This is a genomic window from Enterococcus pallens ATCC BAA-351, assembly GCF_000407485.1.
GTDB classification, from domain to species: Bacteria; Bacillota; Bacilli; order Lactobacillales; family Enterococcaceae; genus Enterococcus_A; species Enterococcus_A pallens.
This window is the reverse complement of the sequence record NZ_ASWD01000005.1, coordinates 354,994-367,500: the sequence shown is the minus strand read 5'-3', so window position 1 is coordinate 367,500 and position 12,507 is coordinate 354,994. Positions and strand designations below refer to the sequence as shown.

The 12,507-nt window shown below is 41.4% G+C and carries 7 protein-coding genes, 15 tRNA genes and 2 rRNA genes (1 of these 24 only partly in view); 23 read left to right on the top strand and 1 reads right to left on the bottom strand.

What is annotated here, in order from left to right; all coding sequences use genetic code 11:
* From I588_RS21560 to I588_RS21480, 17 genes are all read left to right on the top strand, one after another.
* Positions 1–253 (top strand): 23S ribosomal RNA (locus tag I588_RS21560) (it extends 2,659 nt beyond the left edge of the window).
* A 64-nt stretch (positions 254–317) separates the two neighbouring features.
* A 5S ribosomal RNA gene (gene rrf / locus I588_RS21555) occupies positions 318–433 on the top strand.
* Positions 434–442: 9 nt separating this feature from the next.
* Positions 443–516 (top strand) — tRNA-Asn (locus I588_RS21550).
* 48 nt (positions 517–564) lie between these two features.
* Positions 565–653 (top strand) — tRNA-Ser (locus tag I588_RS21545).
* A 16-nt stretch (positions 654–669) separates the two neighbouring features.
* Positions 670–741: transfer RNA gene (locus I588_RS21540), tRNA-Glu, on the top strand.
* 13 nt (positions 742–754) lie between these two features.
* A tRNA-Val gene (locus tag I588_RS21535) sits at positions 755–827 on the top strand.
* A gap of 3 nt (positions 828–830) precedes the next feature.
* Positions 831–906 (top strand) — tRNA-Asp (locus I588_RS21530).
* 31 nt (positions 907–937) lie between these two features.
* A tRNA-Phe gene (locus I588_RS21525) sits at positions 938–1,013 on the top strand.
* Between the two features lies 1 nt (position 1,014).
* Positions 1,015–1,095, top strand: a tRNA-Tyr gene (locus I588_RS21520).
* 8 nt (positions 1,096–1,103) lie between these two features.
* Positions 1,104–1,174 (top strand) — tRNA-Trp (locus tag I588_RS21515).
* Positions 1,175–1,185: 11 nt separating this feature from the next.
* Positions 1,186–1,258: transfer RNA gene (locus I588_RS21510), tRNA-His, on the top strand.
* A gap of 9 nt (positions 1,259–1,267) precedes the next feature.
* Positions 1,268–1,339, top strand: a tRNA-Gln gene (locus I588_RS21505).
* Between the two features lie 41 nt (positions 1,340–1,380).
* A tRNA-Cys gene (locus tag I588_RS21500) sits at positions 1,381–1,451 on the top strand.
* Between the two features lie 20 nt (positions 1,452–1,471).
* Positions 1,472–1,555: transfer RNA gene (locus I588_RS21495), tRNA-Leu, on the top strand.
* Between the two features lie 51 nt (positions 1,556–1,606).
* Positions 1,607–1,679, top strand: a tRNA-His gene (locus I588_RS21490).
* Between the two features lie 9 nt (positions 1,680–1,688).
* Positions 1,689–1,760, top strand: a tRNA-Gln gene (locus tag I588_RS21485).
* Positions 1,761–1,844: 84 nt separating this feature from the next.
* Positions 1,845–1,928: transfer RNA gene (locus tag I588_RS21480), tRNA-Leu, on the top strand.
* 797 nt (positions 1,929–2,725) lie between these two features.
* On the opposite strand, the gene I588_RS21475 is transcribed toward I588_RS21480, so the two are convergent.
* Positions 2,726–3,559 (bottom strand): MerR family transcriptional regulator, encoded by an 834-nt coding sequence (locus tag I588_RS21475; RefSeq protein WP_010758781.1) that lies wholly within the window; start codon positions 3,557–3,559, stop codon positions 2,726–2,728.
* A 75-nt stretch (positions 3,560–3,634) separates the two neighbouring features.
* Between I588_RS21475 and I588_RS21470 the strand changes: the two genes are divergently transcribed.
* The 6 genes from I588_RS21470 to ilvC all read left to right on the top strand — a co-directional run bounded on the left by I588_RS21470 (position 3,635) and on the right by ilvC (position 12,499).
* On the top strand, positions 3,635–5,377 hold the full coding sequence (locus I588_RS21470) for an ABC transporter ATP-binding protein (protein WP_010758782.1): 1,743 nt from the start codon (positions 3,635–3,637) through the stop codon (positions 5,375–5,377).
* Positions 5,358–7,163, top strand: a complete 1,806-nt coding sequence (locus I588_RS21465; protein WP_010758783.1) for an ABC transporter ATP-binding protein — start codon at positions 5,358–5,360, stop codon at positions 7,161–7,163. The genes I588_RS21470 and I588_RS21465 overlap by 20 nt, the downstream gene beginning before the upstream one ends.
* 407 nt (positions 7,164–7,570) lie before the next feature.
* Positions 7,571–9,253 carry a dihydroxy-acid dehydratase gene (ilvD, locus tag I588_RS21460; protein ID WP_010758784.1) on the top strand — a complete coding sequence of 561 codons (1,683 nt, stop codon included), beginning with the start codon at positions 7,571–7,573 and terminating at the stop codon, positions 9,251–9,253.
* Between the two features lie 11 nt (positions 9,254–9,264).
* Positions 9,265–10,974 carry a biosynthetic-type acetolactate synthase large subunit gene (ilvB, locus tag I588_RS21455; protein ID WP_010758785.1) on the top strand — a complete coding sequence of 570 codons (1,710 nt, stop codon included), beginning with the start codon at positions 9,265–9,267 and terminating at the stop codon, positions 10,972–10,974.
* A gap of 1 nt (position 10,975) precedes the next feature.
* Positions 10,976–11,452, top strand: a complete 477-nt coding sequence (ilvN, locus tag I588_RS21450) for an acetolactate synthase small subunit (protein ID WP_034694235.1) — start codon at positions 10,976–10,978, stop codon at positions 11,450–11,452.
* 51 nt (positions 11,453–11,503) lie between these two features.
* Positions 11,504–12,499, top strand: coding sequence for a ketol-acid reductoisomerase (ilvC, locus tag I588_RS21445; protein WP_010758787.1), 996 nt, complete (start codon positions 11,504–11,506; stop codon positions 12,497–12,499).
* The last annotated feature ends 8 nt before the right edge of the window (positions 12,500–12,507 follow it).

Sequence of the window (12,507 nt, the reverse complement as noted above, 5' to 3'; positions counted from 1 at the left end):
GTCCTTAGTACGAGAGGACCGGGATGGACTTACCGCTGGTGTACCAGTTGTCTCGCCAGAGGCATCGCTGGGTAGCTATGTAGGGAAGGGATAAACGCTGAAAGCATCTAAGTGTGAAGCCCACCTCAAGATGAGATTTCCCATTTCTTTAAGAAAGTAAGATCCCTGAGAGAAGATCAGGTAGATAGGTCAGGAGTGGAAGTGCAGTGATGTATGGAGCGGACTGATACTAATCGATCGAGGACTTAACCAAAAAACTCGGAAGAGTTTATTTTCTGATCCAGTTTTGAGTGAGCGAAACTTACTCAAGTAAATAGTGTGGTGGCGATGGCAAGAAGGATACACCTGTTCCCATGCCGAACACAGAAGTTAAGCTTCTTAGCGCCGATTGTAGTGAAGGGTTTCCCTTTGTGAGAGTAGGACGTCGCCACGCGTATATTATTCCGGCATAGCTCAGTTGGTAGTAGCGCATGACTGTTAATCATGATGTCGTAGGTTCGAGTCCTACTGCCGGAGTTCTCGTAAGAGGAATTTTAGGGTATTGGGCTTTTATGCTCCAGTCTTGGAGAGTTGTCCGAGCGGCCGAAGGAGCATGATTGGAAATCATGTAGGCGGGTAATCCTGTCTCAAGGGTTCGAATCCCTTACTCTCCGTTTTAAACTTATTTCTGGCCCGTTGGTCAAGCGGTTAAGACACCGCCCTTTCACGGCGGTAACACGGGTTCGATTCCCGTACGGGTCATTTAATTAAATATGGAGGTTTAGCTCAGCTGGGAGAGCATCTGCCTTACAAGCAGAGGGTCAGCGGTTCGATCCCGTTAACCTCCATTCGGTTCCGTGGTGTAGGGGTTAACATGCCTGCCTGTCACGCAGGAGATCGCGGGTTCAAATCCCGTCGGGACCGCCATTTAATTAAATTAATTTAAACTATTCATTATGGCGCGGTAGCTCAGTTGGTAGAGCAACGGATTGAAGCTCCGTGTGTCGGCAGTTCGATTCTGTCCCGCGCCACCATGGAGGAGTAGCGAAGTGGCTAAACGCGACGGACTGTAAATCCGTTCCTTAGGGTTCAGTGGTTCGAATCCACTCTCCTCCATTCATTTTAGGGGCATAGTTTAAAGGTAGAACAGCGGTCTCCAAAACCGTTAGTGTGGGTTCAATTCCTGCTGCCCCTGTTTTTATTATGGCGATCGTGGCGAAGTGGTTAACGCACCGGATTGTGGCTCCGGCATTCGTGGGTTCGATTCCCATCGTTCGCCCTTTTTTATTGGGGTATAGCCAAGCGGTAAGGCAACGGACTTTGACTCCGTCATGCGTTGGTTCGAATCCAGCTACCCCAGTTACTTAATTTTTATTATTAGGTAAAAAGGAAACTTAATATGGCGGTATAGCCAAGTGGTAAGGCAGAGGTCTGCAAAACCTTCATCACCGGTTCAAATCCGGTTACCGCCTTAGTACTCGTTTACTAGCATGCCGGCGTGGCGGAATTGGCAGACGCGCTGGACTCAAAATCCAGTGCCCTCACGGGCGTGCCGGTTCGACCCCGGCCGCCGGTATAAACTAAGATGCGTAACTTCATCTTAGTTTTTTATTTGAATAATGTTATGGCGATCGTGGCGAAGTGGTTAACGCACCGGATTGTGGCTCCGGCATTCGTGGGTTCGATTCCCATCGTTCGCCCTTTTTTATTGGGGTATAGCCAAGCGGTAAGGCAACGGACTTTGACTCCGTCATGCGTTGGTTCGAATCCAGCTACCCCAGTTATTATTTCCTTGAGATTTGAAATAATAAATAGTATAATGATTTAGTATTTGGTTAATGTAGCATTTAAATATGTATTAGCATGCCGGCGTGGCGGAATTGGCAGACGCGCTGGACTCAAAATCCAGTTCCTTCACGGGAGTGCCGGTTCGACCCCGGCCGCCGGTATTAGACCTATCATTTTGTGATAGGTTTTTTTCTACTTTAAAACCCTTTTTTTAATAGTCTTTCTATGAGATACCTTGTTTCTTTTTGAACAAAAAAAGATAGTAGGGATCGTTGAACGATTTGGCTACGCAAACTATCTTTTGTTAAATGTTTATCTTATACGATAAAAGACTTATGCATTCTGTTGTGTGTTTCTTTGTATTTTAGGAACTGTTGCAATCACTGCAGTTTTTCTGCAATATGAGAAACTCCAGCTAATTTTAAACGTGACAGATTTTTGTTGAAATTGGAATCCAATCCTTACCCATGCTTAATAAGATACGGAAAAATCATATAAGACAAAGGTCATTTCTTTGGGTTTGTCATAGCATTGTTGCTCGATTAAGGATAAAAGAGCATCCAAACCGTTGTAGACAAAATTTGGAATTATTTCAGCATATAAACCATAGACTTTACTTTGAGCCAATGGATATTGCTTAAAAGCATTCTGTTCTAACAATTGACTGAGATTAGCAGCATTTTACTTAATCGGGTAGTTAATACTGCTAGTTCAATCTGATGAGCCTTAAAAACATGGAGGAAGCGGGTAAAGTATAGCATGTAAAGTACAATAAAAATATGAAGTGGTATGATTGTAGGATTTTCTAAATTATCAAGTGGTTTGTTTAAGTTGATTTCTAAATTTGATTATTGAATTTTAGATGGTGCAGCGTTTTACAAGAAAGTTTGACTTTACTAAGTATGAAGATTTAACGGAAAAAAGATCTGTCAGCTATTGACGGATCTTTTTTCTGTGTTTATGAGGCTGTTTTCACGGGAATCAGTACTTCGAAAATTTGATCTTCTGGATGTTCAGAAGTGGCTTCATCTTGCCAAAGCAGCTCCCAAATATCGCCATCCAAAACCAAATTATGTTCCTTTAAATAGTTTTTAAATCGATTGTTGAAGATATTGATGTAGTGAATTTCATCTCGAATAAATCCAGAAACGTAATAGCCAGCCGGTCGAGTGACAATTTTTTGCGACTGATATAGGGATAGGCGCTCATCAGGAATTTTTACCAATGCACGGTAGGGGGCTGCATGAAAATTTTCCTCGTAAAAAGCAGCACCATCTACTAGAAAACCAATGGGGTAACCGCTGAATAAGTCTTTGCTGTCAACAGATGAATAAAATCGTCCATAAATTTCTACCGAGTCCATGCCATCCACGCTGTCAATAATATCGGAAATGACAAATGACTCTGCTTCACGATAGCTGAGGGTGATTGATTCCAAGTCAAAATTCTTCAAGGTCTCGTAGCGTTCAATATAGCTGTCCAAAGAAGAGCGTATATGCTTTAATTCGTCAATTTGCTGGTCAACCTTGGTCCGTTGTCGATAAAATTCTTGAACAGCATAGTCTACATTGCGGTTTTTCAAGAAAGCGTGTATTTCTTCTAAAGGCATCCCAATATTTTTGAGAAGCAAAATGACATCTAGCTCGAAATATTGACCGATTCCATAATAACGATAACCATTTTCACCAACTTTAATAGGTTTAAACAAATCAATCTGGTCATAATAGATAAGTGTTCGTCGGCTAATTCCGGCGTATTTAGCCATTTCACTGACGGAAAGGTATTTTTTCATAAGAAATTCCTCTTTTTACTTGACTGTAACGTTACGTTACAGTTTATTCTACCATTTGAGAAGGAGGAATAGAAGATGAAATTATTTAAAATCTTTTTCAAGGATTATCGCAAGATGTTCTTGGCGACCTTCATTTTAATGATCTTGCAAGCTGTGGGAACACTAATGATTCCGTATTATGTTGCTGAAATCATTGATGAAGGGATATTAACCCATGATCAAGGAGCTATTTGGCGTAATGGTGGTTTAATGCTAGCAGTAGCTGTTCTTACTGGAATTGTTTCCATTATTGCTAGTTATTATTCTGCTATTTTAGCTGGTCGTTTCGGCTATTTTTTACGTAAGCATTTAGTGGAAAAAACGCAAAGCTTATCGTTAGCAGAAATGGAAGAATTTGGGACACCAACCCTTTTGGCACGGACTACCAGCGATATTAGTAATATTCAACAAATTTTAATGATGGTGTTTCAAATGATCATTCCGGCTCCGTTAATTTGTATTGCTTCTATCGTATTAACTGGAGCCATTTCTTGGCGCTTTGTGTGGATTCCGACTGCGTCGATAGTACTATTTTCAGTTGTGTCTTTAGTGGTAATTAAAAAGGCAATTCCTTTGGCAGATGTCATGCAGCAAAGGATGGACAAAATGATGCAGGTGCTTCGCGAATTTTATACTGGGGTGCGTGTTATCCGAGCTTTTGATAAGACTAGATTTGAGAAGGAAAGAACAGACAAAACCTTTAGCAACTATGCTGAAGTAATGATTCGTGTAAATAAATTGTTTGCTGTGCTGAATCCTACGGTTAATTTGGTTATGGGCTTAGGAATGACAGCAGTCTTGGCTTTTGGCGGAGTCTTGGTTTTGCAGGGGAACGTACCAATTGGAAGTTTGACAGCTATCAGCGAATATACCATTTTAAGTTTATGGTTTTTGACGATGGCGGCGATGGTGATTGTGATGATTCCTAAAGCATTGGCTTCGTTAGAACGGATTGGAGAAGTTCTAGGAAAAGAAGAAGAAATTATAGATGGATCAAAAGAAAATCTCTCATCAGTGATAGAAGGACCGATTGCTGTGTTCGATCATGTCGATTTTGCTTATAGTGGTGCAGAGGAGGCCGTGCTATCAGACATCACTTTTGATATTCCTAAAGGAACAACAGCAATTGTTGGTGGAACCGGATCTGGTAAAAGCACGATTGCCAAGGCATTGCTGCGTTTTAGAGATACTTCAAAAGGGGAGATTCGTTTTTTAGGTGAGTCGATTAAAGATGTTTCGCAGCATGCGTTAAGAGATCGAATCAGTTATGTGCCGCAAAAAGCTTTTTTATTTAGTGGGACAATTGAGGAAAACTTTCTTTTTGGCAATCCCGAAGCAACAAAGGAAGAAATGCAGCAGGTAGCCAAAATTGCTCAGGCAGAAGAATTTATTAATGGGCTAGAAGGACAATATCAAGCCTTTGTCGCTCAAAAGGGCAACAATTTTTCTGGTGGTCAAAAGCAGCGTCTAAGTATTGCACGTGCTTTGATTAAACCAGCCGACTTGTATTTCTTTGACGACAGCTTTTCAGCATTGGATTATCAGACGGATGCCAAATTACGGTATGCACTGAAGACATATTTAAAGGATGCTGCGGTGGTAATTGTTGCACAACGTCTTTCTACTATTAAAGATGCTGATCAAATTATTGTATTAGAAGAAGGAAAAATTGTAGGAAAAGGAACACATCAGGAATTATTGAGCAGCTGCCAGGTTTATCTGGAGTTCGCAAAATCTCAAGGAATGGAGGAGAAAAAGCATGAGCATGAAGCAAGTTGATGAAACTGTCGATACAGAAATGCCAAAAGATATGAAAAAGACCGGGCTACGCTTGTTTAAACTATTGGCACTTCAAAAAGGACGTTTTTTGATTATTATTACTTCCGCGATTTGTTTTGCAGCTTTAATGGCGATAACTCCTTTGATCCTAGGTTGGGGTTTAGATGCGATTATCGCTTTATTCCAGAACGACCAGTTTTCTTTAAACAGTTTAATGGCAGCCTTGACCCATCCTGTTTTATTTTTATTTTCAACCTGGATCGGTGTTTCATTGTTTTCCTTGTTGCAAGAATATACGATGGCCAGTGTGGCAGAAACCTTAACTTTGCGTCTAAGAAGAGCCCTAACTGAAAAACTGAATCGACTGCCAATGAACTTTTTTGATCAATATAAGACTGGTGATATCCTAACTAGAGCTACTCTGGATTTAGATAAAGTATCTGAAGTGCTGCAAGTGGGCTTGATGCAGTTGATCTCTGCGGTTCTTTCTATCATCATCGGTATAGGTTTAATGGTTTATTTGAGTCCATTGCTGACCGTTGGAATTGTGATCATTTTACTGATTAGTATGTGCTTGACTAATTATCTAGCCAACAAAAACCAGGAATATTTTTCGCAAAATCAGGTTGCTTTAGGTGCAGTTGGTACTAAAGCAGAAGAGAATTATTCAGGTAATCTAGTCATTAAAGCATACAATCGGCAAAAAGAAACGCTTAAGGAGTTGGATGAATTAAACGAGGCACAATTCCAAGCCTTCAAAAAGGCCCAGTTTGTCAGCTTCGCTATTAATCCGCTGATCCGACTGGTAAATCAATTGGGATTTGTTACTAGTGCCGTTGTGGGTGGGATTATGGTAATCAATGGTCAGCTATCTATTGGTTTGATTCAGGCCTATCTGCAGTATGTAAATCAAGTTTCTGAACCGATTACTCAAGTTTCTTATGTAATTAACAGCTTGCAAAGTGCTTTTGCTGCCTTAGAGCGAATTTTTGAGATTTTGGATCAGGAGGAGGAAAGTGAAGAGCCTTTGTCTTTGTCTGTGCCTGAAAAAGTTCGTGGTGAAGTAGCCTTTAAACACGTTGCTTTTGGCTATCAGTCAGATCATTTACTGATGGAAGATGTCAATTTTAAAGTGAAACCGAAGCAAATGGTAGCGATTGTTGGACCAACGGGTGCTGGAAAAACGACAATGATTAATTTGTTGATGCGGTTCTATGACTTAAATGGTGGAAAAATTGAAATTGATGGCAAAAACGTTAAGCATCTCTCACGTGCTGCGATTCGCCGCAAGTTCGGGATGGTTTTACAGGATACGTGGATGTTTGAAGGATCTGTTGCGGATAACATTGCTTATGGCAAACCTGATGCTACGCGCCAAGAAGTGATTCAGGCGGCAAAGGCTGCTCAGTGTCACCACTTTATTCGCACGCTACCGAATGGTTATGACACCATTATCTCCTCTGAGGATGGACAAATTTCTCAAGGACAGCAGCAACTGTTGACAATTGCTCGCGCAATTTTAGCGGATCCACAGATTCTTATTTTGGATGAGGCTACTTCCAGTGTGGATACCCGGACAGAGGAAATGATCCAGCAAGCAATGGATCGTTTGACTAGTGAGCGGACTAGTTTTGTGATCGCTCACCGTTTATCTACCATTAAAAATGCAGATTTGATCTTGGTCATGAAAAACGGCTCTATCATTGAGCAGGGCAGCCACCGAAGCTTGATGGAAAAGGGTGACTTTTACGCTAACCTTTATAATAGCCAATTTGCACCAGCTTAAGAAAACAGTTCGACAATTTTGTCGGACTTTTTCTTTTGTACAAAGGAATAAAATAGCTCCAATAAAAGAAGCAGTATTGCTGGCTAAATGAAAGAAGGCAAACGATTTTACGCAAGTATAAAAAATATTCTGAAAACTCATTGACTTTTAATTTTGTTCGCGTTATAGTTAATGAAATTAATGAGAAAACCATTAGACTAAAATGAAGACAAGGAGCCGTTCACATGCGTAAATACACTCAAATGAACCAAATCGTCTTATTAATTATTGAGTACAGGACTTAGAACACCGGAGGAATGTTTATCCGAATGTTTGAGTCCTATTTGCGTTAAGGAATGGGATTCTTGCAAAAGCATCCCACTTTGTTGTTGGGATGCTTTTTTAAATGGAATAGGGAGATGAAACGAATGAGAAGCGATCAGATTAAAAAAGGAATTGATGCAGCACCCGCCCGTAGTTTGCTTTATGCAACCGGACAAGTAAAAAATATTGAGGACATGAACAAACCTTTTATTGCAATTTGTAATTCATATATTGATATTGTCCCAGGACATGTTCATTTAAGAGAATTAGCGGATGTTGCCAAAGAGGCCATTCGTGAAGCTGGAGGTATCCCTTTTGAGTTTAATACGATCGGTGTTGACGATGGTATTGCTATGGGCCATATAGGAATGCGTTACTCACTACCGAGTCGCGAATTGATCGCTGATGCAGCAGAAACGGTTATCAATGCTCATTGGTTTGATGGGGTATTTTATATTCCAAATTGTGACAAAATCACGCCAGGAATGATTATGGCCGCTATGCGTACCAATGTTCCTGCAATCTTCTGCTCAGGCGGACCAATGAAAGCAGGGATTGATCCTACTGGTCACCAAACGACATTATCTTCCATGTTCGAAGCTGTTGGAGCTTTTAAAGAAGGGCAAATGTCTGAAGCCGATTTTAACTTTATGGAACAAAATGCTTGTCCTACCTGTGGATCTTGCGCTGGAATGTTTACTGCTAACTCAATGAACTGTTTATTGGAAATGCTTGGTTTGGCTCTTCCAGGGAATGGAACGATTTTAGCTGTATCTGATGAGCGTCGAGAATTAGTGAAGAAATCAGCAGTTCAACTAATGGACTTAGTGAAGAAGCAGATTAAGCCGCGGGACATCGTAACGAAGGAAGCAATTGACGATGCCTTCGCTTTAGATATGGCAATGGGGGGCTCAACAAACACAGTCTTGCATACATTAGCCATTGCAAATGAGGCAGAAATTGATTACAACCAAGAAGAGATCAACGAAATTGCTAAACGAGTACCTTATTTATCAAAAATTGCCCCATCTTCAGCGTATTCGATGCACGATGTACATGAAGCCGGTGGTGTTCCAGCAATTATCAATGAGCTAGTATCAATTGACGGAGCTATTCATCCAGATCGAATTACTGTGACCGGCAAGACCCTAAGAGAAAGCGTTAAGGATTGGACCATTAAAAATGAAGAAGTGATCCATCCCAAGGAGAATCCTTACAGCCCAGTTGGTGGTTTGTCGATTCTTTATGGAAATATTGCTCCTGAGGGAAGTGTCATTAAAGTTGGTGGTGTAGACCCAAGTATCAAGGTCTTCAAAGGTAAAGCTATTTGCTTCAGCTCACATGATGAAGCAGTCGAAGCTATTGATAATCATACCGTAGGCAAAGGTCATGTGGTGGTTATTCGTTATGAAGGGCCAAAAGGTGGACCGGGAATGCCGGAAATGTTGGCCCCAACCTCTAGTATTGTTGGACGCGGCTTAGGAAAAGACGTTGCTTTAATCACGGATGGGCGTTTCTCAGGAGCAACTCGGGGAATTGCTGTGGGACATGTTTCTCCAGAAGCGGCAGCAGGTGGTCCTTTAGCCTTGGTACAAGATGGTGATACTATTACGATTGATTTAACTAATCGGACTTTAAATGCTGATATTTCTGAAGAAGAAATGATGAAACGCAAAGATCAGCTACCAAAATTTACACCGAAAGTGAAGAAAGGTTGGCTAGCTCGATACTCAGCACTTGTCACTTCAGCACATACCGGTGGAATTATGAAGCTGCCAGAAGAATAGGAGGAATCGCTATGGAAAAAGTAAAGACTCAAGCACAAAAACGGCAAAAAATGTCAGGGGCTCATTTGCTCTTAGATTGCTTGCATAAACAGGGCGTAGAAATCATTTTTGGTTACCCTGGAGGCTCAGTTCTGCCTTTATATGATGCTCTTTATGATGAAACAACGATCCCGAATATTTTGACCCGTCATGAGCAAGGGGCTGTCCATGCTGCTGAAGGCTATGCTAAAGCTACAGGAAAACCAGGAGTTGTTATTGTAACTAGCGGGCCGGGAGCTACAAATGCGGTGACTGGGATTGCAGATGCGATGAGCGATTCTGTCCCTTTAGTAGTAATTACCGGTCAAGTAACCACACCTGGGATTGGGAAAGATGCTTTTCAGGAAGCGGATGTTCTAGGAATTACCTTACCGATAACAAAAAACAATTACCAGGTTCGCGACATTGAAGAGCTGCCTAAAATTGTTCACGAGGCTTTTCATATAGCTACCACTGGCAGAAAGGGACCTGTTGTAATTGATTTGCCAAAGGACATGACTGTACTAGAAGCTTATGCTGAATGTGACAACGTAGTTCATTTAGAAAGTTATCAGCCAAATACCATTCCATCAAAAATACAGATTGATCGGTTAATGAAACAGCTCTCAAAGGCTCATAAACCAGTTATACTGGTAGGTGGGGGTGTTGCAGCAGCTGGAGGTAGTGAAGAGCTGCGCGAACTGATTAAACGTTATGAAGTACCAGTGGTGTCTACCTTGCTAGGCTTAGGTGTTTTCCCAGACAACCACGAACTATTTTTGGGAATGGGCGGGATGCACGGAACCTATGGAGCCAATATGGCTATGATGGAAGCAGACTTCTTACTAAGCATTGGCTGTCGTTTCGATGATCGTTTAGCCTGTAATCCTGATGCCTTTGCGAAAGATGCTGTGATTGCTCATATCGATATTGATCCAGTAGAAATTGGCAAAATTATTCCTACTGATATTCCAATTGTTGCTGATGCGAAAATTGCCCTGCAGCAAATGCTGGAAAAGCAAGTAGAAAAACCAGAATGCAGTGAGTGGTTGAAGCTTTGTCAGGAGCGTAAAGAAAATTATCCATTCCAATATAAAGATAGCGATGAGGTGATTAAGCCGCAAAAAGTAATTGAAATTGTGGCGGATATCACTGAAGGAAATTCCTACGTGGTAACGGATGTTGGACAGCATCAGATGTGGGCTGCGCAATTTTATCCCTTTAGTTTCCCTAACCAGCTAATTACTAGTGGTGGATTAGGAACGATGGGATATGGGATTCCAGCTGGGATTGGTGCAAAATTTGGTGAAAAAGACCGTTCTGTAGTTGTTTTTGTAGGAGATGGCGGTTTCCAGATGACCAATCAGGAATTGGCAATTTTAAATATTTACAATCTGGATATCAAATTTGTTTTAATGAACAATCACTCATTGGGCATGGTTCGTCAGTGGCAGGAGCGTTTCTTTAATGAACGCCGCTCACAGTCTGTGTTAGATGTACAGCCGGACTTTATGAAGTTGGCGGAAGCTTATGGCATTAAAGGCGTTAAAATTACAGATCCTGCAAGTTTGGATCAGCAGCTGCGGGAGGCATTTGCAGCTAAAGGTCCTATGCTGATAGAAGTTGTGGTAGATAATCGGGAGCATGTACTGCCGATGATTCCTGCCGGACAACCAAATGATAAGATGCTGGGGGTGGATTAGGATGCGACGAATGATAACAGCGAAGGTCCATAACCAATCAGGAACACTTAGTCGAATTACAAGTATCTTAAATCGCAGACAGGTAAATATTGAAAATATTTCTGTTGGAACAACCGAAGTCGAGGGGATTTCTCGGCTGACAATGATTATCCAAGCCGATACGCTGGCCGAGGTGGAACAAGTAACGAAGCAGTTAAACAAACAAATTGCGGTAATCAAGGTTTCGGATATTACCGATGAGCCTCATTTAGAACGAGAGCTGGCGCTAGTGAAGGTAAACGCGCCTGCGCCGATTCGTTCAGAGATTCAAGCAATGATTGACCCTTTTCGGGCGGATATCGTTGATGTTTCACTAAAATCAATTGTTGTGCAGGTTGCCGGATCAACGGATAAAGTTAATGCCTGTATTGATGTGCTAAAGCCATATGGAATCAAACAAATGGCTCGTACCGGTGTTACCGGATTTACCAGAGGTTAATCGCAAATTTTGCTTTTAATAGATAGTTGAAAAACGGAGGAGAATAAATTTATGGTTAAAGTTTATTATGATGATGCAGTAGAAAAAGATGTACTAGAAGGAAAAACAATTACAATTATTGGTTATGGATCTCAAGGCCATGCCCATGCTCAAAATTTACGTGATACAGGCCATGAAGTTATCATTGGTGCTCGTGAAGGGAAATCTGCCGATGCTGCCCGTGAAGATGGTTTTGAAGTATTACCAGTGGGTGAAGCAACTAAAAAAGCTGAATTAGTCATGATTTTGGCACCGGATGAAATCCAAGGTGCTTTGTACGAAAATGAAATCAAATCGAACTTAGAAGCGGGCAATGCCTTAGCTTTCGCTCATGGATTTAATATCCATTTTGATGTAATTGAACCACCAAAAGACGTAGACGTATTCTTAGTAGCACCTAAAGGACCGGGACATTTAGTTCGTCGTACCTTTACTGAAGGTTTCGCTGTTCCAGCATTGTTTGCTGTTTACCAAGATGCAACAGGAACTGCTCGTGAAGTTGCTTTGTCTTATGCTAAAGGCATCGGTGCAACAAGAGTAGGTGTTTTGGAAACAACCTTCAAAGAAGAAACTGAAACTGATTTGTTCGGTGAACAAGCAGTTCTATGCGGTGGTTTGACAAGCATGATCGAAGCAGGCTTTGAGACATTAGTTGAAGCTGGCTACCAGCCAGAATTGGCTTACTTTGAAGTGTGTCATGAAATGAAGCTGATCATCGATTTGATTTATGAAGGTGGCTTTGGTAAAATGCGCGATTCAATTTCTAATACAGCTGAATACGGCGATTATGTATCAGGACCTCGCGTAATCACTGAGCAAGCAAAAGCAAACATGAAGGAAGTCTTAACTGATATTCAAAACGGCAACTTCGCTAACGGATTTATTGAAGACAACAAAAAAGGCTTCCCTGAATTCAAGAAAATGCGTGAAGAAAGTGCTGGACATCAAATTGAACAAGTGGGCGCTGAATTACGTAAGATGATGCCATTCGTGTCTCGCAAAGACTAATTAAATGA

Coding starts and splice junctions, on each gene's coding strand:
- ilvD (WP_010758784.1), top strand. CDS start 7,571: ATGAGAAGCGATCAGATTAAAAAAGGAATTGATGCAGCACCCGCCCGT.
- I588_RS21475 (WP_010758781.1), bottom strand. CDS start 3,559: ATGAAAAAATACCTTTCCGTCAGTGAAATGGCTAAATACGCCGGAATT.
- ilvB (WP_010758785.1), top strand. CDS start 9,265: ATGGAAAAAGTAAAGACTCAAGCACAAAAACGGCAAAAAATGTCAGGG.
- ilvN (WP_034694235.1), top strand. CDS start 10,976: ATGCGACGAATGATAACAGCGAAGGTCCATAACCAATCAGGAACACTT.
- I588_RS21465 (WP_010758783.1), top strand. CDS start 5,358: ATGAGCATGAAGCAAGTTGATGAAACTGTCGATACAGAAATGCCAAAA.
- ilvC (WP_010758787.1), top strand. CDS start 11,504: ATGGTTAAAGTTTATTATGATGATGCAGTAGAAAAAGATGTACTAGAA.
- I588_RS21470 (WP_010758782.1), top strand. CDS start 3,635: ATGAAATTATTTAAAATCTTTTTCAAGGATTATCGCAAGATGTTCTTG.